Annotated in this window: 27 protein-coding genes; 15 read left to right on the forward strand and 12 right to left on the reverse strand. The window is 64.7% G+C overall.

Annotation, left to right across the window (positions count from 1 at the left end; all coding sequences use genetic code 11):
* Positions 1-87 precede the first annotated feature (87 nt).
* Together hdaA and GRZ55_RS05540 are read right to left on the reverse strand one after the other, a co-directional pair.
* Positions 88-792, reverse strand: coding sequence for a DnaA regulatory inactivator HdaA (hdaA, locus tag GRZ55_RS05535; protein WP_169285891.1), 705 nt, complete (start codon positions 790-792; stop codon positions 88-90).
* Complete coding sequence (locus tag GRZ55_RS05540; protein ID WP_169285892.1) at positions 789-1,922, reverse strand: AI-2E family transporter; 1,134 nt, start codon at positions 1,920-1,922, stop codon at positions 789-791. Before GRZ55_RS05540 ends, hdaA begins: the two co-directional genes overlap by 4 nt.
* Positions 1,923-2,083: 161 nt before the next feature.
* On the opposite strand from GRZ55_RS05540, the gene purM reads away from it, so the two are divergent.
* Both purM and purN read left to right on the forward strand, forming a co-directional pair.
* On the forward strand, positions 2,084-3,148 hold the full coding sequence (purM, locus tag GRZ55_RS05545; protein ID WP_169285893.1) for a phosphoribosylformylglycinamidine cyclo-ligase: 1,065 nt from the start codon (positions 2,084-2,086) through the stop codon (positions 3,146-3,148).
* Positions 3,145-3,858: a phosphoribosylglycinamide formyltransferase gene (gene purN / locus GRZ55_RS05550; RefSeq protein ID WP_169285894.1), complete on the forward strand. Its 714-nt coding sequence runs from the start codon at positions 3,145-3,147 to the stop codon at positions 3,856-3,858. Before purM ends, purN begins: the two co-directional genes overlap by 4 nt.
* Before the next feature lie 10 nt (positions 3,859-3,868).
* Here the strand turns inward: purN and GRZ55_RS05555 are convergent, their stop codons facing one another.
* Complete coding sequence (locus GRZ55_RS05555; RefSeq protein ID WP_169285895.1) at positions 3,869-4,600, reverse strand: SDR family oxidoreductase; 732 nt, start codon at positions 4,598-4,600, stop codon at positions 3,869-3,871.
* Between the two features lie 142 nt (positions 4,601-4,742).
* Here GRZ55_RS05555 and GRZ55_RS05560 point away from each other — a divergent pair, with 142 nt between their 5' ends.
* Positions 4,743-5,303 carry a TetR/AcrR family transcriptional regulator gene (locus GRZ55_RS05560; protein ID WP_368856585.1) on the forward strand — a complete coding sequence of 187 codons (561 nt, stop codon included), beginning with the start codon at positions 4,743-4,745 and terminating at the stop codon, positions 5,301-5,303.
* 35 nt (positions 5,304-5,338) lie between these two features.
* Here GRZ55_RS05560 and GRZ55_RS05565 read toward each other — a convergent pair whose 3' ends face one another.
* The gene (locus GRZ55_RS05565; protein ID WP_169285897.1) at positions 5,339-7,444 is read right to left on the reverse strand and encodes a molybdopterin-dependent oxidoreductase; all 2,106 of its coding nucleotides are present in this window, start codon (positions 7,442-7,444) and stop codon (positions 5,339-5,341) included.
* Between the two features lie 105 nt (positions 7,445-7,549).
* On the opposite strand from GRZ55_RS05565, the gene GRZ55_RS05570 reads away from it, so the two are divergent.
* Positions 7,550-8,398 (forward strand): 23S rRNA (adenine(2030)-N(6))-methyltransferase RlmJ, encoded by an 849-nt coding sequence (locus GRZ55_RS05570; RefSeq protein WP_169285898.1) that lies wholly within the window; start codon positions 7,550-7,552, stop codon positions 8,396-8,398.
* 53 nt (positions 8,399-8,451) lie between these two features.
* On the opposite strand, the gene GRZ55_RS05575 is transcribed toward GRZ55_RS05570, so the two are convergent.
* Complete coding sequence (locus GRZ55_RS05575) at positions 8,452-9,687, reverse strand: serine hydrolase (RefSeq protein WP_169285899.1); 1,236 nt, start codon at positions 9,685-9,687, stop codon at positions 8,452-8,454.
* 237 nt (positions 9,688-9,924) lie between these two features.
* Here GRZ55_RS05575 and GRZ55_RS05580 point away from each other — a divergent pair, with 237 nt between their 5' ends.
* Positions 9,925-10,590, forward strand: coding sequence for a TetR/AcrR family transcriptional regulator (locus GRZ55_RS05580; protein ID WP_169285900.1), 666 nt, complete (start codon positions 9,925-9,927; stop codon positions 10,588-10,590).
* 233 nt (positions 10,591-10,823) lie between these two features.
* Positions 10,824-12,449 (forward strand): FAD/NAD(P)-binding protein, encoded by a 1,626-nt coding sequence (locus GRZ55_RS05585; RefSeq protein ID WP_169285901.1) that lies wholly within the window; start codon positions 10,824-10,826, stop codon positions 12,447-12,449.
* A gap of 52 nt (positions 12,450-12,501) precedes the next feature.
* Here the strand turns inward: GRZ55_RS05585 and GRZ55_RS05590 are convergent, their stop codons facing one another.
* The 4 genes from GRZ55_RS05590 to GRZ55_RS23745 form a co-directional block, all read right to left on the reverse strand.
* Complete coding sequence (locus tag GRZ55_RS05590) at positions 12,502-12,843, reverse strand: TraR/DksA C4-type zinc finger protein (protein WP_169285902.1); 342 nt, start codon at positions 12,841-12,843, stop codon at positions 12,502-12,504.
* Between the two features lie 121 nt (positions 12,844-12,964).
* On the reverse strand, positions 12,965-13,975 hold the full coding sequence (locus GRZ55_RS05595) for a CNNM domain-containing protein (protein ID WP_169285903.1): 1,011 nt from the start codon (positions 13,973-13,975) through the stop codon (positions 12,965-12,967).
* Positions 13,972-15,348 (reverse strand): hemolysin family protein, encoded by a 1,377-nt coding sequence (locus GRZ55_RS05600; protein ID WP_169285904.1) that lies wholly within the window; start codon positions 15,346-15,348, stop codon positions 13,972-13,974. The genes GRZ55_RS05595 and GRZ55_RS05600 overlap by 4 nt, the downstream gene beginning before the upstream one ends.
* Positions 15,349-15,747: 399 nt before the next feature.
* Positions 15,748-16,110, reverse strand: a complete 363-nt coding sequence (locus tag GRZ55_RS23745) for an exopolysaccharide biosynthesis protein (protein ID WP_368856586.1) — start codon at positions 16,108-16,110, stop codon at positions 15,748-15,750.
* Here GRZ55_RS23745 and GRZ55_RS05610 point away from each other — a divergent pair.
* Together GRZ55_RS05610 and GRZ55_RS05615 are read left to right on the forward strand one after the other, a co-directional pair.
* Positions 16,091-16,528, forward strand: a complete 438-nt coding sequence (locus GRZ55_RS05610; RefSeq protein WP_169285906.1) for a hypothetical protein — start codon at positions 16,091-16,093, stop codon at positions 16,526-16,528. The genes GRZ55_RS23745 and GRZ55_RS05610 overlap by 20 nt on opposite strands.
* On the forward strand, positions 16,500-17,156 hold the full coding sequence (locus GRZ55_RS05615) for a ribonuclease T2 (RefSeq protein ID WP_169285907.1): 657 nt from the start codon (positions 16,500-16,502) through the stop codon (positions 17,154-17,156). Before GRZ55_RS05610 ends, GRZ55_RS05615 begins: the two co-directional genes overlap by 29 nt.
* A gap of 84 nt (positions 17,157-17,240) precedes the next feature.
* Here GRZ55_RS05615 and GRZ55_RS05620 read toward each other — a convergent pair whose 3' ends face one another.
* The gene (locus GRZ55_RS05620; protein ID WP_169285908.1) at positions 17,241-17,921 is read right to left on the reverse strand and encodes an outer membrane protein; all 681 of its coding nucleotides are present in this window, start codon (positions 17,919-17,921) and stop codon (positions 17,241-17,243) included.
* A gap of 276 nt (positions 17,922-18,197) precedes the next feature.
* Here GRZ55_RS05620 and GRZ55_RS05625 point away from each other — a divergent pair, with 276 nt between their 5' ends.
* From GRZ55_RS05625 to GRZ55_RS05655, 7 genes are all read left to right on the forward strand, one after another.
* On the forward strand, positions 18,198-19,142 hold the full coding sequence (locus GRZ55_RS05625; RefSeq protein WP_169285909.1) for a calcium/sodium antiporter: 945 nt from the start codon (positions 18,198-18,200) through the stop codon (positions 19,140-19,142).
* Between the two features lie 14 nt (positions 19,143-19,156).
* Positions 19,157-19,918 (forward strand): SDR family oxidoreductase, encoded by a 762-nt coding sequence (locus tag GRZ55_RS05630; protein WP_169285910.1) that lies wholly within the window; start codon positions 19,157-19,159, stop codon positions 19,916-19,918.
* Complete coding sequence (gene uvrC / locus GRZ55_RS05635) at positions 19,915-21,993, forward strand: excinuclease ABC subunit UvrC (protein WP_210257230.1); 2,079 nt, start codon at positions 19,915-19,917, stop codon at positions 21,991-21,993. Before GRZ55_RS05630 ends, uvrC begins: the two co-directional genes overlap by 4 nt.
* 93 nt (positions 21,994-22,086) lie before the next feature.
* Positions 22,087-22,680, forward strand: a complete 594-nt coding sequence (pgsA, locus tag GRZ55_RS05640; protein ID WP_169285911.1) for a CDP-diacylglycerol--glycerol-3-phosphate 3-phosphatidyltransferase — start codon at positions 22,087-22,089, stop codon at positions 22,678-22,680.
* A complete protein-coding gene (moaD, locus tag GRZ55_RS05645) occupies positions 22,670-22,933 on the forward strand; it encodes a molybdopterin converting factor subunit 1 (protein WP_169285912.1) in 264 nt (87 codons plus the stop codon). Before pgsA ends, moaD begins: the two co-directional genes overlap by 11 nt.
* A gap of 5 nt (positions 22,934-22,938) precedes the next feature.
* Positions 22,939-23,418 (forward strand): molybdenum cofactor biosynthesis protein MoaE, encoded by a 480-nt coding sequence (locus GRZ55_RS05650; RefSeq protein WP_169285913.1) that lies wholly within the window; start codon positions 22,939-22,941, stop codon positions 23,416-23,418.
* Positions 23,419-23,508: 90 nt separating this feature from the next.
* The gene (locus tag GRZ55_RS05655) at positions 23,509-24,981 is read left to right on the forward strand and encodes a sensor domain-containing diguanylate cyclase (RefSeq protein WP_169285914.1); all 1,473 of its coding nucleotides are present in this window, start codon (positions 23,509-23,511) and stop codon (positions 24,979-24,981) included.
* Between the two features lie 13 nt (positions 24,982-24,994).
* On the opposite strand, the gene ndk is transcribed toward GRZ55_RS05655, so the two are convergent.
* Together ndk and GRZ55_RS05665 are read right to left on the reverse strand one after the other, a co-directional pair.
* The gene (gene ndk, locus GRZ55_RS05660) at positions 24,995-25,417 is read right to left on the reverse strand and encodes a nucleoside-diphosphate kinase (RefSeq protein ID WP_169285915.1); all 423 of its coding nucleotides are present in this window, start codon (positions 25,415-25,417) and stop codon (positions 24,995-24,997) included.
* A 75-nt stretch (positions 25,418-25,492) separates the two neighbouring features.
* Positions 25,493-26,182, reverse strand: coding sequence for a glutathione S-transferase family protein (locus tag GRZ55_RS05665; RefSeq protein ID WP_169285916.1), 690 nt, complete (start codon positions 26,180-26,182; stop codon positions 25,493-25,495).
* Between the last annotated feature and the right edge of the window lie 7 nt (positions 26,183-26,189).

Below are 26,189 nucleotides of genomic sequence, written 5' to 3' on the forward strand. Positions count from 1 at the left end.
CTCTCGTGGGTGTGGGGATAGGCCTCGGGCGGGACGGATTTTCGGCGCGATCTGGGCCTTTCCATGGCTTTTCGGTTAACGCGACATTCACAGGTCGAGCGCGCCCTGCCCTGCATCGAGCATGTTCACCACCTCGCCGGCCAGGGCACGCGAGATGCGGCTCTTGCGTTCCAGCGCCAGCCGGTCGAGCCGGTCGACGACCGCGATGGCGGTGGCCAACGAGCGCTCGATGCGCCGAACGATGAAATCGATGACATGCGGCTCGACCTCGACCTGCCGGTCGGCGAAAAGTTTGGCCATGATGGCGCACAGAAGCGCGTCGTCGGGTTCCCCGATCTCCACCAGCGCGGCCGCCTTGAGCCGCGATTGCAGGTCGGCAAGACCGACTGGCCATGACACGGGAAAGCGGCGGGCGGTCATGAGCAGATGCGTGCCCGCGCCGCGCACCGCGTTGATGAGGTGGAAAAGCCCTTCTTCGTCGAGACCCTCCGCATCGGCATCGTCGAGGAAGACCGGTCCTTGCAACACGGCCTCCAGCGCCGCTTCGCCGATCTTGCGCGGGGCAAGGATTGCCGCCCCGCTGCGCTCCCGCCAGACTGCGCCCATATGGGATTTGCCCGACCCCGAGGGTCCGGCCAGCACCACGACGGGCGCCGGCCAGTCCGGCCAGCGATCGATCAGCGCCACCGCCGCCTCGTTCGAGGCGCCGACGACCAGATCCTCGCGCGCCTGACGGTCGGTATTGGCAAGGTCGAGCGGCAATTGCCGGAATGTCGGACGCCCGGCGCTCATGGCCCGGCCTGCGGGCCCTTGCTGCCCATATAGAGTGGCGACACGAGATAGCGCGCCAGGGCGAAACGCACGAGCACGCCGATCGCCGCCGCCGCGGGCACCGCGATCAGGAGCCCCACGAAGCCGAACAGCACGCCGAAGGCGAACAGCGCGAAGATGAGCCAGACGGGATGGAGCCCCACGCTCCGTCCCACCAGCCGGGGCTGCAGGATGTTGCCCTCGATCAGCTGGCCGAAAACGAATATCCCCGCGACGAGCACGATCATGTGCCATTCGGGCCAGAACTGGACCAGTGCCACCCCGACGGCCAGCACCAGGCCGAGCGCGGCACCCACATAGGGTATGAAGGACACGAACCCGGCAAAGAGGCCGATCAGCAGCCCGAAATTCAGCCCGACCAGCGTCAGCCCGAGCGCATAATAGATGCCCAGCGCAAGGCAGAGCGTGCCCTGCCCGCGCACGAAACCTGCCATCGAGCGGTCGATGTCGCTGGCGATCTGGCGCACGGTGTTGACATGGTCGCGGGGGATCAGGCTGTCGACGCGCGCCACCATCCGGTCCCAGTCTAGCAGCATGTAGAAGGCGACCACCGGTGTGATCACGAAGAGGCCGGCGATGTCGATCAGCGCGCGGCCCGAATTCCACAGGGACTGGAACAGCGCGGTCAGGAAGCCGGCGGCCTGGGTCAGCAGGCCCGAGAGCCCTTCGCGCAGGCTGGACGGCTCCACGCCCAGGGTGCGCGACAGCCATTCGGGATCGAAATCGGTCACGATGAACTGCAACCGCGTGACATAGGACGGAATGCGCGTGATGAATTCCGCCAGCTGCGACACGAGGATCGGCACCACCAGCATCAGCGCGATCACGAAGCCGACGAGGAAGCTCAGCACGATCAGCGCCGTGGCGAGCGCCCGCGACAGGCCCAGACGTTCCAGACGGTCCGCCACAGGGTCGAGGAAATAGGCCAGGATCATGCCGGCCACGAAAGGCAGCAGGATCGAACGGAACACATAGAGAAAGCCGATGAAGGCGAGCGCGGTCACCAGCCAGAAGATTGCCTGGCGCCGCAGCTGGGCAGCCTCGATCGCTCGGGTCGCCCGTTCATGTGTCGCTGCCTTGGGTTCGTCCATCGTCTCGCATGCCCCGGAGCCTGTCCCGCGAGATAGGCCGCGCGCCGAGCCTCGGTCAAGTGAACCTTTGCCTGGCCGCGCCGCCGATGGTGTCCTGTTTGACTTGCGAGCCTCAAGCCTTCGTGCGAATAGCCGCCGATGAGCCACAGCGGATGCGGTCGATGAGCGAACAGAAGAACGGTCTCACCTATGCCCAGGCTGGCGTCGACATCGACGCTGGCAACCGTCTGGTAGACCTCATCAAGCCGATGGTGCGCTCCACGCGCCGCCCCGGTGCCGACGGTGAGATCGGCGGATTTGGCGGGCTGTTCGATCTCAAGGCCGCGGGCTTTACCGATCCCGTCTTGGTCGCGGCCAATGACGGCGTCGGCACCAAGCTGCGGGTCGCCATCGAGGCCGGCCGCCACGACACGGTCGGCATCGACCTCGTCGCCATGTGCGTCAATGACCTCGTCGTCCAGGGCGCCGAACCCCTCTTCTTCCTCGATTATTTCGCCACCGGAAAGCTCGATCCCGAACAGGGCGCCGCCATCGTCTCCGGCATCGCGGAAGGGTGCCGCCAGGCGGGCTGCGCACTTATCGGCGGCGAGACGGCCGAAATGCCCGGCATGTATGCAGGCGACGATTACGACCTTGCCGGCTTCGCGGTGGGCGCTGCCGAGCGTGGCCAGTTGCTGCCCACCGACGATATCTGCGAGGGCGACGTGCTGTTGGGCATCGCCTCCTCGGGACTTCATTCCAATGGTTTCTCGCTGGTGCGCCGCGTCGTCGAGCACGCGGGCGCCGGCCTCGACCGGCCCGCCCCCTTCGACAGCGGGCGCACGCTGGGGCAGGCTCTGCTCGAACCGACCCGCATCTATGTGAAGCCGCTGCTCCAGGCGATCCGCGCCACCCATGGCATCAAGGCGCTCGCCCACATCACTGGCGGTGGGTTTCCGGAGAACATACCGCGTGTCATGCCGGCCTCATGCGCGGCCGAACTCGACCTCGACACGATCCACGTCCCGCCGGTCTTCTCGTGGTTGGCCACAGCCGGCGGCATTGCCCATGCCGAGATGCTGCGCACCTTCAATTGCGGCATCGGCATGGTGGTGGTCGTTGACGGCGGCCAGGCCGCCCAGGTGGCCGCCGTGCTGCAGCAGGCCGGCGAAACCGTCACGCCCATCGGCCGCGTCGTGCCGCGCCGCGACGCCGGCGTCGTCTACAGGGAACATCTCGACCTATGATCACCAGAAAGCATCGCGTCGCTATCCTCATTTCGGGACGGGGGTCCAACATGGCCGCCCTCATCGAGGCCGCTGCCGACGAAAACTTTCCCGCCGAGATCGTGGGCGTCATCGCCGACCGCACCGATGCGCGCGGTCTCGAGCGTGCCCGTGCGCTCGGCATCCCCGTCCAGGCGATCACCAGGGAAGACCATTCCGACAGGCAGGCGCTCGATTCGGCCGTCGATGCGGCGCTCGGCAACATGGGTGCGGACTATGTCTGCCTCGCCGGCTATATGCGTATCCTGTCGCCGGCCTTCGTCGAAAAATGGGCCGGACGCCTGCTGAACATCCACCCCTCCCTGCTGCCGCTCTTCAAGGGTCTCGACAGCCACCGCCGCTGTCTTGATGCCGGCATGCGGATCCATGGCTGCTCGGTGCATTTCGTCACCGCCGAAATGGATGCCGGGCCCATCATCGCCCAGGCTGCCGTGCCGGTCCTGCCTGCCGACAATGAGGACGTGCTGTCCGCGCGCGTCCTGCGCGCCGAACACGCGCTCTACCCCCTTGCCCTGCGGCTGGTACTGGAGGGCAAGGTGCGCATGGAAGAGGGCCGCGCCGTCCATGAATACCTGACCGAGGACGAAGGCGAGGCCAGCCTCTTCGCCCCGGCTCGCAACGCCATCTCCGGCCCCGCCGACATCGAGAGCCTGGCCCGCTTCACGCCTTAGCCTCGTCGCCTTACCAGGGCGCTTCGCCATCAGGCTCGATGAACCGCCCGGTCACCGCGTCATCGCCGAGAAGTGCGTATCGGACCGGCAGCCTGGCGCCCTCTTCCGGCGTCATGAAGCCGTTGTTCCCGGTCAGGTCCGTCCTGACATAGCCGGGCGCCACCGAGTTCACGACGATGGGCGTGGCCTTCAGTTCCGCCGCCAGTTGCACCGTCAGCATGTTGAGCGCCGCCTTGGAGGCGTTGTAGCCGATCAGCCGGGCTTCGTAATAGGGCGAGGACGGATCGCCATTGATCGCCAGCGATCCGAGCGTGGTCGCCAGATTGACGATGCGCCCCGCCCGCGACCTGCGAAGCAGGGGCAGCATCGCCTGCGTCACGGCGAGCGTGCCAATGAAGTTTGTCTCCATGAGCCGGCGCGCCGCCGCGGCCTGTGCCATGGAAGGCGGGCCATCGGCCGCGTCGACGATACCGGCATTGTTCACCAGTATGTCCAGGCGCCCATGCTCGGCCGCGATGCGCTCGGCCGCACGGGCGATCGTGGATTCGTCGTTGAGATCGATCTCGATCGCCGCGACATTCAACCCGCTCGCCGACAGCTCATCGATCGCCGCCCGCCCGCGCTCGGCGTCGCGGGAGCCGAGCAGCACGGTGACATCGGCTTCTGCGAGCTGACGGGCGATCTCCAGCCCGATGCCCTTGTTGGCGCCGGTGACGAGGGCAATGCGTTGTGTGCCAGTCATGGAATGTCCTTTCAGAACTTGGCCTGTGATCGCCGCCAATATATGAAGGATCATTCAGATTGAGGATTCGCGTATGCATGCGACCCCGCCGCGCCATCTGAGCCCGCGGAAAAGGCCGGTTCAGGCCCGGGCGACCGTTACGGTGGACGCCATTTTCGAGGCGACCATTCAGGTTTTGCTGGCCGAGGGAGTGTACCGCCTGACCACGACCCGCGTCGCCGAGCGCGCCGGTGTATCCGTGGGCACGATGTACCAGTACTTCCCGCACAAGCAGGCGCTGCTTTATGCGTTGAACGAACGCTACCTGGACATCGTCGCTGATCGGGTCGAGACGGCCTGCCGCCGGCATCACGGCGCCACGACGGCGGAAATGGTCGAGGCGCTGGTCATGGCCTATTGGGATGCCAAGACCGAGCGCAGCGACGTCACCCGCGCACTCTACCGCTCCGTGGTCGAGCTCGACAACGCGGCACTGATAGAAGCTTTCGCCGGGCGGATGGACGCCGCAACGACCGCCATGCTCGCGAGCGCCCCCGACGCGCGTTACGCCGACATCGTCCTGGTCAATGCGACGTTGCTGTCGGTGATCTTCGGCACGGTCAGAAACGTTTTCGAGCGCAACCTGCCCGAGCCGATGCAGGCCGACATCCGCAGCCAACTCTCCACGATGTGCCTGTCATATCTCGAGGCATCCAAAGGCTGATCGCCGTTCGCCGTTCGGTGGGAAGGCCACCCCGATCAGGCTCGGGCCGGGCGCACCCAAACCTTCGTGTCGTGGAACGCCGCCCCGCCGCAGGGCGCGGCGGCATCCGCGCCCGTCAGCACGTTGATCCCCTCGCCCCGCTCATGCGCGGAATTCGGCCAGATTCCTTCGGCGATCACCACGCCCGTCCTGACATCGTCCGACAGGCGCGCATGCAGCACCACCTCGCCGCGATGGTTGCCGATCTCGACCCGCTGTTCGTCGGCGAGACCCAGGGCTGCGGCATCTTGCGGGTGGATCAGCAATTCCGGCCGCTTTTCGCGCTTCACCGATCCGGGCGTCTCCGTGAAGCTGGAATTCAGGAACGATCGCGCCGGCGACGTCGCCAGCCGGAAGGGATGTTCGGCGTCCGCCGTCTCGATCAGGTCGACATGATCGGGAAAGTCCGGCAGGCGCTCATGCGGTCCTTGGAAACCGACCGAGGGCGGCGGCAGGTTGGGCACCGCGGTTCCCGTCCATTGCGGCCGGAAGCGGAATTTTCCGTCGCGGTGGCCGAAACCGTTGAGGTAATGCGCGGTCTCGAAATCCGGCTGCATGTCGACGAAGCGGTCCTCCTTGAGCCGCTGAAAGGCGCCGCCCTCCCCCAGCATGCGGTCGATATGTTGCTCCTCGCTCATGCCGAAGCCGGGCATCTCCGCCACGCCCAGCCGCTTGGCAAGCTCCTCGATCACGAAGAGATTCGTACGCGGGCCGTCTGGCGGCTCCACGAGCTTCGGCCCGGGGATCATGTATTGGTTGCCGCCGCCCTTGTAGATGTCGTCATGCTCGAGGAACATGGTCGCGGGCAGCACAACATCGGCGAGCTTCGCCGTATCCGTCATGAACTGCTCGTGCACGCAGGCGAACAAATCCTCGCGCAGGAAGCCCTGCTTCACCAGCCTTTGCTCGGGGCAGACATTGACCGGGTTGGTGTTCTGGATCAGCAGCGCGGTGACCGGCGGCCCGCCGCGAAGCGCCTCCGCGTCGCCCGTCAGCACCCGCCCGATCTGCGACTGGTCGAGGAAGCGCACGGAAGGATCGCGATAGGCCGTGCCTTCAAGCACGCTCTTGTCCAGCCTGTAGATGTCGCCATTGTTGTGGAACGCGCCGCCCCCTTCATGCTGCCAGCATCCCGTCACCGCCGCGATGGAGGTCGCCGCATGCATGTTGACGGCACCGTTGCGCTGGCGCGCAAAGCCGTAACCGAGGCGGAAGAAGGTGCGTTTTGTCGTGCCGACAAGCCGTGCGAAAGCCTCGATCTCGGCCACCGAAAGACCGGTGATCGCGGCTGCCCATTCGGGCGTCCGGGTCGCGAGATGCGCCTCCAGCCCCTTCGGGTCGTCGGTGTATTTCTCCAGGTAGTCCCAGTCGGCCATCCCCTCGCGGAACAGCACGTGCATCACGGCGCAGGCCAGCGCACCATCGGTACCCGGTCGGAGGACCAGACCGACATCGGCCTGTTTCATCGTGGCATTGTCGTAGATGTCGATGACCACGATCTTGGCGCCGCGTTCCTTGCGGGCCTTGACCGCATGGGTCATCACATTGACCTGGGTGGCCACCGCATTGGTGCCCCAGATCACCACGCAGTCGGATTTCGCCATTTCGCGCGGATCGGGACCGGCCAGCCGCCCCGTGCCCATCACGTAGCCCGTCCAGGCCAGATTGGTGCAGATCGTTCCGAAGAAGCCGGAATATTTCTTGGCGTGGCGCAACCGCTCGATCGAATCGCGCTGCACGAGGCCCATCGTGCCGGCGTAGAAATAGGGCCAGACCGCCTCCGCCCCGTGTTTCTCCTCGGCGCGTGTCAGCCTTTCGGCCACGAGGTCGAGCGCGGCTTCCCAGCTTGCTTCCTTCCAGACCCCCTCGCCCTTGCCGCCGGCCCGCACCATCGGGGTCAGAAGCCGCTCGGGATGGTGGATGCGCTCGGCATAACGCGCCACCTTGGCGCAGATCACACCCGCCGTGTAGCTATTGTCCTTCGCCCCGCTCAGCCGGCCGATCCGCCCGCCGGGCAGGATCTCGACATTGAGCGCGCAGGTCGAGGGACAGTCGTGGGGACAGGCGGAATGGCCGATTCTGATGTTTGCGGGAGCGTTCATGGTCGAACTCACTAGCGCAATTTCGTCTCCCGGAGTAGGCACCAGCATGCCTGTTGGATTGATGCAGCCACCGGGCGGCGCCCCCCTGCGCGGAGCCGACCGCCCATGAACTACCGCCACGCCTTCCACGCCGGCAATTTCGCCGACGTGCTGAAGCACGCCGTGCTGGCGCGCCTGATCGACTACTTGAAACGCAAGGAAGCGGCCTTCCGCGTCATCGACACCCATGCCGGTGTCGGCCTCTATGACCTCTCCTCCACGGAAGCCGGCCGCACCGGCGAGTGGGAGACCGGCATCGCTCGCCTCCTGGACGCGCCCGCGACAGGCCGCGCGGGCGAATTGCTGGCACCCTATCTGGACGTGGTCCGTGGGCTCAATCCGGACCGCCTCACGCTCTATCCCGGCTCCCCGCTCGTCACCCGCAGGCTCCTGCGTGTCCAGGACCGCCTGACCGCGATCGAATTGCACCCCGCCGATGCCGCCCTGCTCAAGGCGAATTTCGCCGGCGACTTTCAGACCAGGATCATCGAACTGGACGGCTGGCTCGCGCTAGGGGCGCATCTGCCGCCAAAGGAGCGGCGTGGCCTGGTGCTGATCGACCCGCCCTTCGAAAAGCCCGACGAATTCGATACCATCGTGAAAGGCGTTGCGAAGGCCCACCGCCGCTGGCCGGGGGGCACCTATGCGATCTGGTATCCGATCAAGAAGGTCGACGAGGTCGAGCGATTTCGAAAGGGCCTTGCCGCCCTCGCGATCCCGGGCATCCTCGACATCAGGCTCACCATCCGTGCGCCTGGCCCTGAGCCCCGCCTCCACGGCTGCGGCATGGCCATCCTCAACCCGCCTTACGTTCTCGAAGCCGAAATGGCCGACATCCTGCCCCATCTGGCGAACACGCTGGCGCTCGACGATGGCGCGGGAGCCGGAACGGTGTGGCTGACGGCGGCGAGCTAGCCGCTGGTCGCCGACCCGGCCTGCGTTGTGCCGCAGGCCGGGTCGATGTCAGCTTATGAACCGCCGAGACGCTCGGTGATCTGCGAAAACAGCTGTGCGTTTTCCGCATCGCGACCGACCGGTTGGGCCGTATGGCTCACCTTCACGATGACCAGATCATTGCTTGGATCGATGTGGATGTACTGATGATGTAGGCCCCTGGCCGCATAGGCATCGGAGTTGGCATCGGTCCACCACTGATATTGATAGCCCAGGGGGGCGTCAGGCGCGGTCGGCTCATAGCCCTCGTCGGCAATTGTCGCCTCACGCACCCACTCGGCCGGGATCACCTGCTTGCCGTTTGCCATGCCCCCGTTCAGGAACATGAGACCGAAACGGGCATGGTCGCGCGCCGTGGCGTTGAAGCCGGCTCCGTAGAATTCGCGCCCCACGGAATCGGGCCCGTCCATGATCCAGTAGGCGTCGTTTTCCATGCCGGCTGGTTGCCACAGCTTTTCCGACATGTATTCAGACCCGGTCATGCCCACGGCCTTTTCAAGAATGCAGCCGAGCACGCTCGTATCCAGAGTCGCATAATTGAACGAGGCATCGGGCGCGTTGTCGCCGGGCTTGGAGTCGTTTGCCGCATAGTCGCACCAGCGATAGCGGTAGGCCACCAGCGAATTGTCATGCACCGTGGTCAGCTGCGTTTCGCTGCCGAATTCGTAGACCTCGAGCCATTCGACACCCGAACGCATGCGCAGGAGATCGCGGATGGTCGGCCCGTCATAGCCGGTTCCTTCCATTTCCGGCAGGTAGTCGGTCACCTTGTCGTCGAGGCTCTGAATAGCGCCATCTGCCAATGCGAGCCCGATCAGCGTGGAGACGTAGGACTTGGCAACCGAGAAGGTCAGGAACCGCGTGTTCTCGTCGCTGCCATTTCGATAGGTCTCATGGACGATCTTGCCGTCCTTGATGACAACAAGCGCGTTCGTGGACGTGGCTTCGAGAGCCTCTTGGAGACTGAGCGTCCGGTCGCCGATCGTATAGTCGCCATCCAGAGATACCGGTTCGGAGGGCAGCTCCCACACCTCGCTGCCCGCTTCGACGGTGCGGCTCGCGAACAACTGATCCATGTGCTGGAACGTCAGATAGTTGAGGTTGGCATCGAACATATGCGCCCGTGCCGTGATCATGGTTGGCGTGAGCCAGCGTGAATCGTCCTCTGCGACAGCATGAGAGAACGGGATGCAGCCCGCGATGGCCACAGCCATCGCCATGCGGTGATTTTTCAGTATGGATTTCAACATTTTTGGAACCTCCCTGGAAAAGACTGTCCCGGTCGCCGATGACCTCCGCATTGTGGACCGAGCCGATGGCTGCATTGATTGTTATGCAATGTAACCATTGGCAACATTGCCGAGGCGGCCCTGTCCGTCAAGAGGCTTGGTCAAGCCATGCATTTGTCTGTCGGGCAGAGACATGCGTTGAGACCGGGCCTGTCGTGCGGTAGTCCATATCGGCGGAAATGCAGCAGGGAGACCGTCGTGAGCGCTGGCACGGACACTGGAAAGAAGACCGGCTATCATCACCACGACCTGCGCAACGCGCTGCAGGACGAGGCGCTAAGGTTCATTTCGGAACGCAATGGACCCGCATTCTCGCTTCGGGAGCTCGCCGAGGCTGTGGGTGTTTCACACACCGCCGTCTATCGGCACTTTGCCAACAAAGCCGCCTTGCTCGAAGCACTGACCGAGCGTGGATTTGGCGTGCTGCACCGGTATCAGCAGTCCGAGATCGCGAAGGCTGGCTCCGATCCCTTGGAGCGGCTGCACGCGCTGGACGAGGCCTATATTGCTTTCGCCCGCGAGAACCCGGGGGCATTCTGGCTGATGTTCGGAAATCGCGGAGAGGAAACCGATCGCGCCAAATCACGGCCCAACATCAACAAGGAAGCTCTCCGGGAACTCATTGATGCGATCGTGCTGTGCCAGCGCGAAGAGATCATCATCCCCGGCGATCCGTTCCGCATCGCGAGCTATCTGATCATGGCTCCCCACGGACTGGCATGCTATTCAGCCAAAGACCTCGAGATGGTCGGCGTACCGGGCGAAGTCATGACCACGAGGATGCTTGCGGAGATCGCCTTGATCCCCGTGATGACAAATCCACCATCGCCTGGCGAAATCACGTCCCGTTATTTCTCGGCCTGAACGACAGCTGGGCCGACCGATCTGGCTGGCTCGCACGATTGACCGCATAGGTGGTACGGCAAGCGCGCCCTGCCCCTGCGGCCACCGACGAGCCGTCTCGCAGCGGGCCGCCCGGCGGCCGGCGCCCCAAGACGAATTTTGCGCCGGGCAGGAACAAGGCGACCGCTTGAAGCTTTCTTGCTGGCCGGTGCGCAACTGCATCCAGTCACCACCCGACCGGCGCAAGAGGCTTCATGCACAGCGTATGTGTCATCGGTACGGGTCCAACCGCCCTCTACACGCTCCACGCCCTCCTGGCGGCGCCGCAACCGCTGGCCATCACTTTCTACGAGAAGTCGGGCTCGGCTGGCACGGGAATGCCCTACCGTGCCGAGATCAACGACCCCGCCCTTCTCGCCAACATAGCCAGCATCGAGCTCCCGCCCCTGCTCGAAACCCTGCAGGCCTGGCTGGAAAGTCGTTCGCCGAGGGCCCTGGATGCGATGGAAATCGAGCTCGACGAAGTGGACGAGCGCACCTTCCTGCCGCGCGTGGTGCTTGGCACCTATTTCCGCGATCAGTTCTTCCGCCTGCTCGACCTCGGCCAGCGCCGCGGCTTTGCGATTGAGGCCCGCGTTGGCTGCGAGGTGCTCGACATCGTGCCGTTGCCTTGCGCCATCCGGGTGACGGGCATCGATTCTGAGGGGAGGCAGTTCAGCCGCGAATTCGATGAAGTCGTTGTCGCCACGGGCCACACCGTCGCAGCCGACACGGCCACCGACGCGACCTATTTCGACAGCCCCTACCCGACCAGCCGCCTGCACATGTGCCCGCCCGGCCGGATCGGCATCCTCGGCACCTCGCTCAGCGGCATCGACGCGGCGGTGACGATCGCCGCGCGCCACGGCACCTTCGCCCGCGACGGCTCGGTCTATACGCCGAACGCCGAGGCCGGCGGCCTGCGGCTGACCATGATGTCGCGCCACGGCTACCTGCCGGAGGCCGATTTCTACTGTCCGCTCCCCTACCAACCGCTCGATATCTTCACCGACGAGGCGGTGGACGGCGAGGTTGCCGCAGGCGGCGACGGCCTGCTCGACCGCCTCTTTGCGCTCATCGCACGCCAGCTGCGCGCCGAAGCACCCTCGCACCCGCTGGCCGGGCACGGCATGACGGCCGACAGTTTCGCCGACGTCTATTTCCGCCCGCGCTCTGATGCCGATCCGCTGGCATGGGCCCGCGAAAACCTGCGCCAGACGGAGGACAACCGCGCCCGCCGTCACACGGTAGCCTGGCGCTACGCGATCCTGCGCATGCACGAGCCCTTCGAACGCGCCGTCGCTGCCCTGGACGAGGCCGACCACGCGCGCTTTGCCGGCGGCCTGAAGCGCGTCTTTGTCGACAATTACGCCGCCATTCCGCCGGCTTCCGTTCGCCGCATCCTGGCGCTGGCGGAGGCCGGGTGCCTGGAGATCGCAAGGCTCGGTGATGATTATGAGCTCGGTGGCGCGTCAGAAGGGCCTCCCTACCGCCTGTCCAGCGCCGGGGAAGAGCGCGATTTCGACGCGGTGGTGGTGGCGATCGGCGAACCCGCCCGCTCGCATGCGGACTATCCGTTCCCCGGGCTGCGGGAGCATTTCGCACGTGTGGAACGTTTCGGCCGTCCTTGCACGCTCGACGAGGATTTCCGCATCCCGGCCACGCGCGGCGGATCGGTCTATTTCCTCGCCCTGCCCTATTTGCTGGAAGGCCGACCCTTCGTGCAGGGCCTCGTCGCCTGCCACGAGCTGGGCTCGCTCGCCGCCGCATCGATCATCCACCGCGCGGGACCCGCTCCGCAATCAGCCGCGCCGGAATTGGGCATCCAGCCGGCGGCCTGAGCGGCGGCCCCTGCGTTTTGGCGGGTTGATCAGCCCCGCGCCGCCCCGGCTGTCAGGCGCAGCGCACGCATTTGAGCGCGGCAGGATCAATCTCCAGACGCTTTTCGCCGATGAACTCGTCGCAATCCACGCAGTAGCCGTAGTCGCCGTCATTCATCCGCCGCAAGGCCTGGTCGAGGGCCACGATACGCGAACGACGCCGCTGTTCCACCGCATTGGCCATGGCCTGCATCTGAAGCGCATCCATGCGCGACAGGCGACCCACCGATTGCTGATCGAGCTCGACCGGCTGGCGGTGTTCGCGCGTGGCGTCCGACTGCTGCCTCAGTTCCGCCAGTTCCTGCTCGATCAGCGGCCGCAAGTGGGCTTCGACTGCCTTCTGGTCAGGTTCCATGACACTTTTATGCGCTTCGCGTGCCAGAGCGGCAAGATGGGCACCTTGCAGGTGCCCAATTTCCCGGCCGAACCGATCATCCTGGCGCGGATGCGCGAGGAGATACGCAGCATTACCCCTTCTAGGGCGTCGTACCGACCGGAAGTACCCGCTTCAGGATGTCCGCGAGGCTGACGATTCCGCGCACCTCGTTGTTGTGCATTACGACGGCGAGTTGCACGCTTGAGCCGCGCATGCGGCCGAGTGCCTCGTAGACGGGCGTCTGCGCCTCGAGCAGGAAGGCAGGCCGGGCACATTCCATCGCGGGCTGGTCATCCGTCAGAAGCAGGGTGTCGCGAACGTGCACAACGCGTGGCGGTTCACCGTCCGTGCCGAGCATCAGGATACGCATATGCCCCGAGGCCAGCGCAGCAGCCCGCGCATCGGCGACCGTTGCCGTGGACGTCACGTGCGTCGGCGTCACGTCGGGTATGAGGGCGTCGACCCGCAGGGTTCCTAGGTCGATAAGCCCCGAGATCTGTTGCTGCATCTGCGGCTCGAGCGTGCCAACCCTGGCTGAATGTTCGACAAGCTGTCGGATGGTCGCGATGTCCTGGCCCCCGACGGCCGCACTTTCGACGGGCTCCACACCGCTGGCCTTCACCAAGCGGTTCGCAAGACTGTTCACCCAGCGCAGCAGCGGCCGCAGCGGCCAGATATAGGCCCGCGAGATCAAGCCGATGGCCAGGGCCGACCGTTCGGGGTGTGCGATGGCCCAGGATTTGGGTGCCATCTCGCCAACCACCAGATGCAAAAAGGTGACGACGAAGAGCGACAGGCCAAAAGCCATGCCGCCGGCAGCCCAGTCCGGCAGGCCCCAGGTGATGAACACTGGGCCAAGCCAGGCATCGACGGCGGGCTTGGTCACTGCACCGAGAGCGAAGGTGCAGGCCGTGATGCCCAGCTGGGCCCCGGCCAGCATCAATGTCAGGTCGTTCATGCCGCGAAGGGCGGCCCGAGCAGAGCTGCTGGCGACGGCAAGCTCTTCGAGACGATGCCGACGTGCCCCCAGCAGTGCAAATTCGATGATGACGAAGAAGCCGCTCAGGGCGATGAGCGCCACGGTTGCAAGGCTGACGATCAGCGGGCTCATCGGCCATCCTCGAACATCGCCACCTCGACCAGCCGCACCCGCAGTTCGGTCGGGACATGGCGCTCGACGCGCAGCACGTCGACCTCGAGCCGGTGCCGAACGGGCGTGTCTGCAACCAGTTCGGCCGGATCGACGGGCAGGTCGATGATCACCGTCTCGCCTTCGGTCGGTAGCGCACCCAGTTCGGCGATCAGCATACCTGCCACCGTCTCGACATCGCCGCGCGGCAGTTCGTGTCCGATGGCGCGCTCAACCTCGTCCAGGTGCACGTCGCCCTCCATGATCCAGATGTCGTCGCCCTGCGCGACCACGGCCGCGCCGATCTCGACATCGTGTTCGTCGGTGATTTCACCGACTATTTCCATGGCAAGATCCTCGATCGTCAGCACGCCGGCGAAGCCGCCATATTCATCGATGACGCAGGCAAGCTGGTTGGTGGTCGCCACCAACTGCGCCAGGGCGTCCGGCAAGGGCATCAGCGTGGGCATCACGGTGGCGGGCCGCATCACGGCGGCGACGCGCTCATTGGTGCCCCCCGTGGCCAGGCGCTCCAGCACGTCGGACAGGTGCACGACACCCACGGGGGTGTCCTCGTCATCGATCACGGGGTAGCGCGTGTGGGCGCGCGCCATGAGTTCGCGCAGTTCCTCGAGCGTGGTCTCGGGGCTGACCCAGTCCACCTGCGAGCGCGGCACCATCGCGTGCTCGACGTCGCGCTGCGGGAAGTCGAGGATGCGGTCCATCATCAGCGACAGCTCGACAGGCAGGTCGCCGCTGTCGCGGGAATCGGCGATGATACGCGGCAGGTCGACGGCCGAGGCGCTGACGTCGAGGTCGTGAACAGGCTCAATGCGCAGCGCCCGCAGCAGCAGATTCGCGGATTTGTCGAAGAAGCCGACGAGCCAGCCGAAGACCGTGAGATAGATGAGAGTCGAACGGGCGAGGCCGCGCGCCAGCGGCTCCGGATTGGAGATGGCGAGGTTCTTCGGATAGAGCTCTCCGAAGATCATCTGGACAATGGTGGCCAAAGCGAGAGCCAGTGCCGTGCCGACGGTCACGCCCACCTCGGCCGGGACGCCGATTCCACCGAGCAGCATGCCGAGCGACTGGCCGACCAGCGGCTCGGCGACGTAGCCGACGAGCAGGCCTGTGACCGTGATCCCCAGTTGGGCACCCGACAGCATGAAGCTTGTGCGTTTCGTCACCGCCAGCGCGTGCTTGGCGGAGGCATCGCCCTCGGCGGCCCGCGCCGCGAGCCGCGTGCGGTCGACCGCCATGTAGGCGAATTCCTGCGCGACGAAATAGCCGTTGGCGGCAATGATCGCCAGGATCACGAGGATACCCAGCAGCAGCAAAAGGATTGGCTCGATCACCGCGCCACCGCCAGCATGGAGGGCGGGACAGGAATGGCTCGTATTGGCCTATGGTCCACGGCGGGTACAGAGTCTTCTATGTTGCGAATGGTTTGCAGATGGGACGGACGTGGCACGTCGTCAAGCCCCGCCCGGAAACTTCCGGGTCGAGCGCGCAGTTGATCGGCTGCGTCCTTGAGGGCACGCGGATCAGGAGTCTCCCTCCCCGCCGATCCGTCCTGTTGCGGGCCCAGTTCTTCTATCATTCGATCCGCGCCCGACCGACCATCGTCCGGCTCCGGTGAATTGGTGAAAACAAGCCGGGAAATCACCAGAACACGCTCTGCAGAAAGACCATCGGGATGTCTGCCGCGATCGTCATGATTGCGAGACCGGCCACCGCGAAAACCCCGTCCCGCCTCAGCAGTCCAACCGAGAACGACAGAACCGCGGCCCCGAGATAGAGCTGGAGAACGGTACGACCTCCAGCAGAGGCATCAGTGCCCCGGCGATCATGCAGAGCAATTGCAGGAGTGTTCGCCCGGCAGTTCCGACAAGCAAGTGCAGACGGCCTTGGCGCGTGTACCGGTCGAGATAGTCCGCCACCCACTGCATCTTCTTAACGCCGGTGCGCAGCCTGGCGGCCGGCACCTGGCATCGAACCACGACATCAGGAAGACGCAGATGCCCCCCAACCAGCCTTGACCTTCCGCGCGCCATCGGGGATTCTGGCTGTCTGACACCCCATGAGGAACCGCCCCGGATGAAGTCTCTTGCCCGCATTGCCGCCGCGCTTGCGTTGTCCCTTTCCGTGCTGGCGCCGGGGCCGGCCGTTTCGGCCGATCTGATTCGTGGCGTGCATGCCTATGATCCGGGCGTGTGCGGCAACGAGCGTGTGCTCGGTACGATCGGGCGGCGCTTCGACCATCAGGTCCGCCACGTGCCCAATCTGCCCCCGGTCGGCATCGCGGCCTTCTATCAGGTGCGCGAGAACCGTTATCTGCCGGCCATGGAAGACCGGCCGATTGACCGCCGCTATTGCCAGGCGACGGTGGCGCTGACCGACGGTCACCAGCGCGACGTCTGGTATCTGATCGAGATCCCGATGGGTTTTGCCGGCATCGGCTCCAATGTGGAGTTCTGCGTGGCCGGCTTCGACCGCTGGAACGTCTATGGCGGAGGCTGCCGCGTCCTCCGCTAGGCGTCGGGCGCTCCCCGCCCTCCTCGCCGGTCTTCTCCTCGCCGCCTGTGGCGCGCAGCGGGAAGACGACGGACCGGGTCATTTCTACGTGCTGGCCGTCTCATGGTCGCCGAGCTACTGCGCGGCCGAGGGGGCCGCGGCCAATCGGCGTCAATGCGGCGCGCGCCCGGGTTTCGGCTATGTCGTCCACGGCCTCTGGCCGCAATATGAGGAAGGCTGGCCCGAATTCTGCGCACCCGGTGCCGAGGAATGGGTGCCCGATACCATCGTCGACGACATGCTCGACATCATGCCCTCGCCGGGCCTGATCGGCCATCAATGGCGCAAGCACGGCTCCTGTTCCGAGCTTTCGCAGGAGGATTATTTCGCCCTCACCCGCCGGGCCTTCGAGCGCGTCGCGCTGCCGGTGCCCGATGCGGCGCGAATCGTGCCACAGGATCTGGCGGGCGCGATCGTTTCGGCCAATGCGGGACTGAATTCCGCCGCCATGGCGGTTACCTGCGACGGCGAGTTCCTGCGCGAGATCCGCATCTGCATGGGCGAGGATCTGGCCTTCCGGCCGTGCCCGGAGGTCGCCGCACGCGGCTGCACGGCGCGCGCCGTCCTCATGCCGCCAGTGCCGCGCTAGGCGCGGCAAAAAAAGGGGTGAGCCCCAAATGAAAAAGGCCGGGCACAGGGCCCGGCCTTCTCGTTACTGGTTCGGCAGGCAGCCTTAGAACTTGACGCCAAGGCCGACGCCCACGCGGTGGTCGCGCGAGCTGACCGACTCGGAACCGGCGCCGAAGTCGAAGTTGCGGTTGCTGTACTGCGTGTAGCGGTACTCGACGCGGCCGAAGACCTGGTCGGTCAGGCGGGCATCCATGCCGGCGCCGACGGTGAAGCCGACGAGAGCCTGCGTGTCGCTGTCGAGACCAACAACGTTCGGATCGACGGTCAGACGCTGTCCGGCAATACCACCGGTACCGTAGATGAGGATGTCGTCGGTAAGGGCGGCGCCCAGACGGGCGCGCAGCGAACCGTCGATGCCGGTGCGGGCGTCATCGCCAGCAGCGGTCGAACCGGTGAAGCGCGTGTAGTTCACGTCAGCCTCGACACCGTATACGAACATGTCGTGCTGGAAGTTGTAGCCGGCGAACGCGCCGCCATACCAGCCGTCGGTGGTGATGTTGCCGGTCGTGTCGTTGCCGACGCGGCCGCTGAATCCGTAGCCGAACTGGAGACCAGCATAGGGGCCGGTCCAGGTAGCGATCGGACCGAAGTCCATCGGAGCGCTGGGCTGAGGAGCCGGCGGCTCCTGGAAGACGACGTCAGCCGCATTGGCGGGGACTGCCGCGAGGACGGCGATACCGAGGGCAGCGGCAAAGGGCCGGGCGAGAATCTTGCTGGCTTTCATTCTTTTTACTCCTGAGCCGAAGGAAACGCATTACGCTTCCGACTTGAAAAAGCACCTCGTCCGGTCTTGGGAAACCTGCGATCCGAGGCGCTGCGGTTCCGGACATTGCTGCCCGAATGAGGCTCAAACACACCACAAAGGTGAAGGTTTCCTGTCTGAAATCAGGCGGAAAGATGACGTTGCATTTTCGTCACAGGCCGTATGGGGCTTGGTGCCACGGCGCCCCTCACCTATATGCGCGCCACAGCAAGCCTCCAGCCGCCGGTTCCCTTTCCCATGTTACTCAGCACCATGTTGCTCCTCGCCGGAATGGCCCTCCTCTTCTGGACCGGCGACTTTCTCGTGAAGGGCGCGGTGGGGCTGGCCGAGAACCTCGGCATCCCTCAACTGGTGATCGGCCTGACGGTGGTCGCCTTCGGCACCTCGGCACCGGAGCTCTTCATTTCGGTGCAGGCAGCCCTGGCCGGGCAGTCGGGAATCGCCGTCGGCAACGTGGTCGGCTCCAACATCGCCAACGTGCTGCTCGTCATCGGGCTGCCGGCGCTTCTGGCACCCATCCTGGCCGATCAGGCCGGGTTGCGGAGAAACATGCTGGCCATGATAGGCCTGACCGTCGTTTTCCTCTGGCTCCTGTCAAATGGCGTGATCGGCAGGCTTGAGGGCGGGTTGCTGTTTGCCGGGCTCTGCGCCTTCATCGGCTGGCAGATCTATGAGGGCATCACCGCGGACCAGCCCGTCGACCACGACTTTCACGAGGAACTGGGCGATGCACCCCACACCGGGTGGAAGGTCGCATTCTACCTGGTAATCGGCATTGTCGGCCTCCCCCTGGCTGCCCAGCTGACGATCGCCGGCGCCGTCGACATCGCGGAGTATTTCGATATCTCCGATGCGGTTATCGGGCTTACCGTGATCGCGATCGGAACCTCCTTGCCCGAACTCGCCACGACCCTCATGGCGGCGATTCGCAACAGCGGCAGCGTCGCGATCGGCAACATCGTGGGGTCCAACATCTTCAACCTCGCCGCCATCATGGGACTGACGGCACTGATCGCCCCGGTCACCGTCGCCGACCGCATCATCCTTGTCGACATGTGGGTGATGCTCGCGACCAGCCTGCTGCTGGCCGCTCTCGCCTTCGCCCGAATCACGTCAGGAAAGGTCATGGGGGTGGCTATGCTCGCCGCATTCGGGGCCTATATTGCCAGTTTCCTATACTGAGGCTGGGTGGCGACATGCGAGCGGGACAGGCCGTTCTGGTGACGGGAGGCGCAAGGCGCGTCGGGCGGGCGATCGTGGAAGATTTGGCCGCGCACGGTTTCGCGGTCGCCATCCACGCGAACACGTCGATTCAAGACGCCTGCGAACTCGCGACCCGGATTTGCCAGGACGGTGGACAGGCGGTCGCGGTCGAGGCGGACCTGTTGGACGAGGTCGCGACGCGCGGGCTGATCGAGCATGTCGAGACTTCCCTCGGACCGGTGACGCTGCTCGTCAACAACGCATCGATCTTCAAGGACGATCGGGTGGAAGACGGCATTTGGCCGGATTGGGACGCCCATTTTGCCGTACACGTCAAAGCGCCCGCGATCCTCACCTCGCAAATGGCAAGACGTCTTCCTGCTGGGTGCGAAGGGCTGGTGGTCAATCTCATCGACCAACGGGTCTGGGCACCGACGCCCTTGAACTTCTCCTATACCCTGTCCAAATCAGCTCTCTGGACCGCGACGCAGACCATGGCGCAGGCGCTTGCGCCGCGCATCCGCGTCAACGGCATCGGCCCCGGACCGACCCTTGCAAACGATCGGCAGGACAAAGCCGCATTCCGACGGCAGGCAGAAGCCGTCCTCCTGAAGCGTTCGCCGGACCTCTCGGAATTCGGGGCCACGATCCGTTGGCTCGTGGAGGCAAGGTCTGTGACAGGACAGATGATCTGTCTTGATGGCGGCCAGCATCTTGCCTGGGAGACGCCGGATACGGCAGACGGACCGCAATGACAGCGCGCATACCCTCCCTCCCCACCCCTTCCAGCACGCGGACGACGGATACGTCCGAGGATGTTGCCGGCTACCTGCCCGACACGGGCGACGAGGCGGAAGAGGACCTTGCCGACGCGCCGGCGGAACTGGCTGGGCCGGCCGCGCAGATCGAATGGGACCATGGCGGACGGACGGTCGCTGGAAAGACCGGGATCGAACTCGTTCAGACGCTGGTCAAGCGGCTGCCCAACGCGCCCGGCGTCTACCGCATGATGAATGCCGCCGGCGACGTGCTCTATGTCGGCAAGGCTCGCAGCCTGAAGAAACGCGTGACCAACTACGCCCAGGGGCGCGGCCACACCAACCGGATCGGCCGCATGATTCGCGAAACGGCCGCGATGGAATTCGTTGTCACGCGGACGGAAACCGAGGCACTTCTCCTCGAAGCCAACCTCATCAAGCGCTTCCGCCCGCGCTTCAACGTGCTCCTGCGGGACGACAAGTCCTTCCCCTATATCGTGCTGAGCAAGGACCATCCGGCGCCGGGCATTTTCAAGCATCGCGGCGCCCGCTCGCGCAATGGCGAGTATTTTGGCCCCTTTGCCTCTGCCGGGGCCGTCGCGCGGACCATTAATGCGCTCGAGCGCGCCTTTCTCCTGCGCAGCTGCACCGATTCGGTCTTCGAGAGCCGCACGCGCCCCTGCCTGCTCTACCAGATCAAACGCTGTTCCGGCCCGTGCACCGGCGAGATCGCGCAGGCCGATTATGCCGAACTGGTCAATGAAGCGCGTGACTTCCTGTCGGGGCGGTCCGGAAAGGTCAAATCCGAAATCGCTTCTGCCATGCAGGAAGCCTCCGAAGCGCTCGATTTCGAGCGGGCCGCCCTTCACCGCGATCGTCTGTCCGCCCTCTCGCATGTCCAGGGACATCAGGGCATCAATCCGCGGGGCGTCGAGGAAGCCGATGTATTTGCCATCCATCAGGAAGGCGGTCAGAGCTGCATCGAGGTCTTCTTCTTCCGTACCGGACAGAACTGGGGCAACCGCGCCTATTTCCCAAAGGCGGACCCCGCGCTCAGCCCAGGAGAGGTTCTGGGTGCCTTCCTTGCCCAGTTCTACGACGACAAGCCCTGCCCGCGTGCGCTGCTGCTGTCGCATGATGTCGAAGACCAGCAATTGTTGGCGGACGCCCTCTCCGCACGCTCGGGACGCAAGGTCTCGGTCACCAGTCCGCAACGCGGGGAGAAGCGGGAACTGGTGACGAATGCCCTCGACAATGCACGCCAGGCGCTCGGGCGCCGGCTGGCCGAGACCTCGTCGCAGCGGCGCCTGCTGGAAGGGCTCGCGCAAACGCTTGGTCTCGCAGCGCCGCCGCGTCGCGTCGAGGTTTACGACAATTCCCACATCATGGGGTCCAATGCCGTGGGTGCCATGATCGTCGCCGGCCCCGAAGGCTTCGTGAAGAACCAGTACCGCAAGTTCAACATCAAGACGGAGGGCATCGCGCCCGGCGACGACATCGCGATGATGCGGGAGGTCATGCAGCGCCGCTTCGCCCGGCTCCTGAAGGAAAATGCGGAAGGGGCGCCCGCGGCAGCGCTCCTCTCCGACGAGGACGATGATGAAGCCCCTCTTCCCGCCTGGCCCGATCTAATCCTGATCGACGGCGGCCAGGGCCAGATGAGCGCCGTGCGAGAGGTGCTCGCCGAACTCGGCATCGCGGAACGGGTCACCGCCATCGGTGTGGCGAAGGGAGCCGATCGCGAGGCCGGACGCGAGCGCTTCTTCATGGAAGGTCGCCAGCCCTTTACCCTTCCGGTCCGCGACCCCGTCCTCTATTTCGTGCAGCGCCTGCGCGATGAGGCGCACAGATTTGCCATCGGCTCGCACCGCGCGCGCCGAAAGAAGGAACTCGTCAGGAACCCGCTCGATGAGATCGCCGGCATCGGCCCGGCGCGAAAGCGCGCTCTGCTCCACCATTTCGGCACGGCCAAGGCGGTCGGGCGCGCGGGCATCGAAGACCTGCTGAAAGTCGAGGGCGTCTCGGAGGCCATGGCCCGATTGATCTACAACCACTTCCATCCCGACAGCTGAGCGGTCCTCTCGCATTTGGTTCTCTGCCACTGGTGGTTGACCTTCCATGCGCGTATCTGCTTTCTGTCGACACAGCCCAACGGGACCATTTCCATGTCGAAGCAGGCCTACAATCTGCCGAATCTTCTGACCTATGCCCGCATCCTGGCGGTGCCGCTGATCGTGCTGTGCTTTTTCACCGAAGGTGAGCTGAACTCCAGCAACTTCGCGCGCTGGTCGGCACTGTTCATCTTCGTCGCCGCCAGCGTCACCGACTATCTTGACGGATATCTCGCGCGGATATGGGAGCAGACGTCGAATATCGGCAAGATGCTGGACCCTATTGCCGACAAGCTGCTGGTTTCCACCTGTCTGCTGCTTTTGGCTGCAAACGAGACCATCGCCGGCTGGTCGCTCTGGGCCGGCATCATCATCCTGTGCCGTGAGATACTGGTTTCCGGTCTGCGCGAGTATCTCGCCGCCCTCAAGGTTTCGGTTCCGGTCACTCAGCTGGCCAAGTGGAAGACGACGATGCAGATGGTGGCCATCGCTTTTCTCCTGGTCGGTCCCGCGGGTGACGCGCTTTTGCCGGCCGGACTCACCATGTCGATCGGGATCACGCTGCTGTGGATTTCGGCGATTGTGACCCTCTATACCGGTTACGACTACTTTCGGGCAGGGCTGAAGCACGTGATGGATGGCCAGTGACGTGAAACTTGTCTATTTCGCCTGGGTTCGCGAACGGATCGGCAAGGCTGAGGAGGACATTGATCTTCCGGCAGAAGTATCGACCGTAGCCCAACTCCTCGTTTTCTTGCGTGAACGCGGCGAGGAGTACCGAAATGCACTCGCGCGGCCGGAGGTCATCCGCGTGGCCATCGATCATGAACATGTGGATCACGGCCATTCCATCGCGGGTGCGCGCGAAATCGCGCTCTTCCCGCCCATGACCGGCGGTTGACGAGCATGGAGCCCGTCCCCGCCCCCATTCTGCGGATCCAGGCGGCAGATTTCGACGTTGCCGCCGAAATCGATCGCCTTTCGCAAGCGAGGGCTGATGTCGGCGCGATTGTCACCTTCACCGGTATTTGCCGCGCCGAGGAGGGTCGGCTGGCGGCACTTGAGCTTGAACATTATCCCGGCATGGCCGAAGCCGAAATCGGACGTATAGCCGGCGAAGCCGTACGGCGATGGGAGCTTTCCGGTCTTACCGTCATCCATCGGATCGGCCTTGTGAAGCCGGGCCAGAACATCGTCCTGGTTGCCGCGGGATCGGTGCACCGGCAAGCCGCATTCGAGGCGGCCAGCTTCGTCATGGATTTTCTCAAGTCGCGGGCCCCGTTCTGGAAACGGGAGCACCTGAATGACGGTACGACCGGCGATTGGGTGGAAGCACGGGATGCCGATGAGGACCGAATTCGCGGCTGGGCAGTTACGAAGGATTAACTCACTCGAGCATTGATGCCGTTGCATTAGGTGATTTTTCAACCAGACCGAGCCAAAAATCCCCCACGCACGTAAACTCAGGCGGGGCGGATGGCAGAGCTCTACTTTCAAGGCGGCACATCCCTATTCGGTCACTGGACGACGTTTCTCGTCGCCTTAGCCATATTCACGGCCGGCCTGGGGCTCGTCTGGTACCGGCTGCTCTACCTTTCCGAGAGCGCCGAGAACCAGAATGCGCGCGAACTGATCGAGAACCTGTCCGAGGGCATCTACCGCTCCACCCTCGATGGGGGCATCCTTTCGGCCAATCCGGCCCTGGCGAAGTTGAATGGGTGCGACACGTCCGAAGAACTTCTCGGGATGGTCAACGACATTGCTGGTCAGTGGTATGTCGATCCGAACCGCCGCAGCCAGTTCAGGCGCATTCTCATGCGCGACGGCCAGATCCGCGACTTCGTGTCGGAGGTCTATCGATACAAGTCCCGGGAAACGATCTGGGTGGTCGAGTCGGCGCGCCTCGTTCGCGACCCCGTGACGAACAGGCCCCTCTACTACGAAGGGTCCGTGCGCGAGATTACCGAAACCATGAAGCGTCTCCAACTGGAGCAGTTCTATCAGAAGCTGATCAGCCAGATACCCGGCGGCCTCTTTCAGATCGCGCGCAGCGCCAGCGGTAGCTTCAACATGAGCTTCGTCAGTCCTGGCTTCCGCAAGCTAGTCGGGCTGGAGGAGGACGACGCGATCCTGACGACCGAAGACTTCTTCGCGATGATCCTACCCGAAGACCGAGGCGACTTCCTTGCCTCTTTGAACAGGTCGGCCAGGGAGCAGTCACGGTGGGAATGCGAGTTCGCCGCGATCGACGCCAAGGGTGTGCGCAAATGGCTTCGCATCGCCGCGGCCGCCGAGACCGCGGACGGTGGGACCGTCTGGCATGGCTATCTGACGGACTGTTCGCTGCGCCGGCAGCACGAACTCGAGATCGAGCAACTTGCCTACAAGGACCCGCTGACGGACCTGCTCAACCGGCGCATGCTGTTCGAGCGGCTCCGCAACGCCAGCCGCAAGTGCCTCCGGCACCGCCGCCACGGTGCGCTGCTGTTTCTCGATCTCGACAATTTCAAGGAAATCAACGACAGCCACGGCCATCATGTGGGCGACTCGTTGCTGCGGACCGTGGCCCGGCGGCTTGAGGATTGCACGGGGCGGCGCGAGGTCGTGTCCCGGATGGGAGGCGATGAATTCGTCGTACTGGTGGAGGATGCTGGCCGCGAACGTGCCGACGCTGCTCAGAGATCACTGCTGCTCGCCGGCCAGCTGCTGGCAGCCTTGCGCGAGCCCTGCATCATCGGCGGGATCGCTCACCGTACTTCAGCCAGTATTGGCATTGTCGTGTTCGACGGACGCGACGAGACGGCCGACGACGTCCTCAAGAAGGCTGATCTGGCGATGTACCGCATCAAGGCCACCGGCCGTGACGGGCTTGCCCTCTATGACGGCGAGGGCACGGAGATCGCAGAACGCCCGGCGGCGGCAGAGTCCCGCCACCGCCTGAGCGCCTGAGTTCCGTCTGAGCTCAGCCGACGATTTCGGTTTCGGCGAACCAGTAGGCGATTTCCTGGGCAGCTGTTTCCGGTGCGTCGGAACCGTGGACGGAATTTTCGCCGATCGACTGCGCGAAAGCCTTGCGGATGGTGCCCTCGGCCGCATCGGCCGGGTTGGTGGCACCCATCACCTCACGGTTCTTGGCAATGGCGTTCTCGCCCTCCAGAACCTGAACGACAGTGGGCCCCGAGACCATGAAGTCGCACAATTCGCCGAAGAAGGGCCGGTCCTTGTGAACGGCATAGAAGCCCTCGGCCTGCCGGCGGCTCATCCAGACGCGCTTCGACGCGATGACGCGCAGGCCGGCATCTTCCAGCATCTTGGTGATGGCGCCGGTCTGGTTGCGCGCGGTCGCGTCCGGCTTGATCATCGAAAAGGTGCGTTCGATCGCCATGTGAATTCCTTCGAATGTTGGGGTGGGAAACTGGATGGCGGGTCTATACAGGCGCACCATGGGGCTGTGAAGGGGCTATGCCGCCGCGACCCGCGCCCCGAGCCCGCCATGCAGTGAAAGGCATCTCTCGAACCATTCCGCCACCGGGTCGCCCTCTTCCAGAAGGCGAAACGGTGAGACCACCCGCGCCCATTGAAAGGCGCCAGCGACGATGTAGTCGCAAAACAGAGGCTGCCGGCCGCCGATGAATGGCTGCATGCCGAGCGTCGAGCGCAGCGGCTCCAGCGACTGGCGAAAGACGGCCAGCCCCGTGTCGCGTTGCGCCGGAACTTCCTCCAGCCGCTTGCCGAAACGGGCCTCGCGCGTGGTGCGGAAATGGGCTTGGTCTTCGGGGGCCAGGCAGTCGTGGATATCCATGAGCACTGCTGCGCCAATAAAGGGATGGATCGTCAGTTGGCACCATCTCTCGATGAACCGTGCCATGGCCTCTCCGCCTTCGCCGGAAAACAAGGACGGCCGTTCTGGATAATTTCTTTCGAGGTAGAGCGCGATGGCGAAACTGTCGGCCACGACCGCACCCCCATCACGGATCACCGGGATGGTTGGCGACACGCCATCCTCCACCGCCGGAACCTGGGTAAATGTGGTCGGCACGCTCTTGAAGTCGAGCCCCTTGTGGGCCAGCGCGAACGCCACCTTCCAGCAATGCGGGCTGAACGGGCGTTGCGGGTCGCGCCCGACGAGTTCGTACAAGCTGATTGTCATTGGCAGG

The sequence above is a fragment of the Chelativorans sp. ZYF759 genome (assembly GCF_012911015.1).
Classification (GTDB): domain Bacteria; phylum Pseudomonadota; class Alphaproteobacteria; order Rhizobiales; family Rhizobiaceae; genus ZYF759.

What these genes read in the sequence shown, in the direction of transcription:
- uvrC (WP_210257230.1), top strand. Translation starts at nt 19,915, where the DNA reads ATGACAGCGCGCATACCCTCCCTCCCCACCCCTTCCAGCACGCGGACG.
- GRZ55_RS05575 (WP_169285899.1), bottom strand. Translation starts at nt 9,687, where the DNA reads ATGTTGAAATCCATACTGAAAAATCACCGCATGGCGATGGCTGTGGCC.
- GRZ55_RS05610 (WP_169285906.1), top strand. Translation starts at nt 16,091, where the DNA reads ATGAAGTCTCTTGCCCGCATTGCCGCCGCGCTTGCGTTGTCCCTTTCC.
- GRZ55_RS05540 (WP_169285892.1), bottom strand. Translation starts at nt 1,922, where the DNA reads ATGGACGAACCCAAGGCAGCGACACATGAACGGGCGACCCGAGCGATC.
- purM (WP_169285893.1), top strand. Translation starts at nt 2,084, where the DNA reads ATGAGCGAACAGAAGAACGGTCTCACCTATGCCCAGGCTGGCGTCGAC.
- GRZ55_RS05625 (WP_169285909.1), top strand. Translation starts at nt 18,198, where the DNA reads ATGTTACTCAGCACCATGTTGCTCCTCGCCGGAATGGCCCTCCTCTTC.
- GRZ55_RS05665 (WP_169285916.1), bottom strand. Translation starts at nt 26,182, where the DNA reads ATGACAATCAGCTTGTACGAACTCGTCGGGCGCGACCCGCAACGCCCG.
- GRZ55_RS05650 (WP_169285913.1), top strand. Translation starts at nt 22,939, where the DNA reads ATGGAGCCCGTCCCCGCCCCCATTCTGCGGATCCAGGCGGCAGATTTC.
- hdaA (WP_169285891.1), bottom strand. Translation starts at nt 792, where the DNA reads ATGAGCGCCGGGCGTCCGACATTCCGGCAATTGCCGCTCGACCTTGCC.
- purN (WP_169285894.1), top strand. Translation starts at nt 3,145, where the DNA reads ATGATCACCAGAAAGCATCGCGTCGCTATCCTCATTTCGGGACGGGGG.
- GRZ55_RS05555 (WP_169285895.1), bottom strand. Translation starts at nt 4,600, where the DNA reads ATGACTGGCACACAACGCATTGCCCTCGTCACCGGCGCCAACAAGGGC.
- ndk (WP_169285915.1), bottom strand. Translation starts at nt 25,417, where the DNA reads ATGGCGATCGAACGCACCTTTTCGATGATCAAGCCGGACGCGACCGCG.
- pgsA (WP_169285911.1), top strand. Translation starts at nt 22,087, where the DNA reads ATGTCGAAGCAGGCCTACAATCTGCCGAATCTTCTGACCTATGCCCGC.
- GRZ55_RS23745 (WP_368856586.1), bottom strand. Translation starts at nt 16,110, where the DNA reads ATGCGGGCAAGAGACTTCATCCGGGGCGGTTCCTCATGGGGTGTCAGA.
- GRZ55_RS05655 (WP_169285914.1), top strand. Translation starts at nt 23,509, where the DNA reads ATGGCAGAGCTCTACTTTCAAGGCGGCACATCCCTATTCGGTCACTGG.
- GRZ55_RS05630 (WP_169285910.1), top strand. Translation starts at nt 19,157, where the DNA reads ATGCGAGCGGGACAGGCCGTTCTGGTGACGGGAGGCGCAAGGCGCGTC.
- GRZ55_RS05585 (WP_169285901.1), top strand. Translation starts at nt 10,824, where the DNA reads ATGCACAGCGTATGTGTCATCGGTACGGGTCCAACCGCCCTCTACACG.
- GRZ55_RS05615 (WP_169285907.1), top strand. Translation starts at nt 16,500, where the DNA reads ATGGCGGAGGCTGCCGCGTCCTCCGCTAGGCGTCGGGCGCTCCCCGCC.
- moaD (WP_169285912.1), top strand. Translation starts at nt 22,670, where the DNA reads ATGGCCAGTGACGTGAAACTTGTCTATTTCGCCTGGGTTCGCGAACGG.
- GRZ55_RS05620 (WP_169285908.1), bottom strand. Translation starts at nt 17,921, where the DNA reads ATGAAAGCCAGCAAGATTCTCGCCCGGCCCTTTGCCGCTGCCCTCGGT.
- GRZ55_RS05595 (WP_169285903.1), bottom strand. Translation starts at nt 13,975, where the DNA reads ATGAGCCCGCTGATCGTCAGCCTTGCAACCGTGGCGCTCATCGCCCTG.
- GRZ55_RS05590 (WP_169285902.1), bottom strand. Translation starts at nt 12,843, where the DNA reads ATGGAACCTGACCAGAAGGCAGTCGAAGCCCACTTGCGGCCGCTGATC.
- GRZ55_RS05570 (WP_169285898.1), top strand. Translation starts at nt 7,550, where the DNA reads ATGAACTACCGCCACGCCTTCCACGCCGGCAATTTCGCCGACGTGCTG.
- GRZ55_RS05565 (WP_169285897.1), bottom strand. Translation starts at nt 7,444, where the DNA reads ATGAACGCTCCCGCAAACATCAGAATCGGCCATTCCGCCTGTCCCCAC.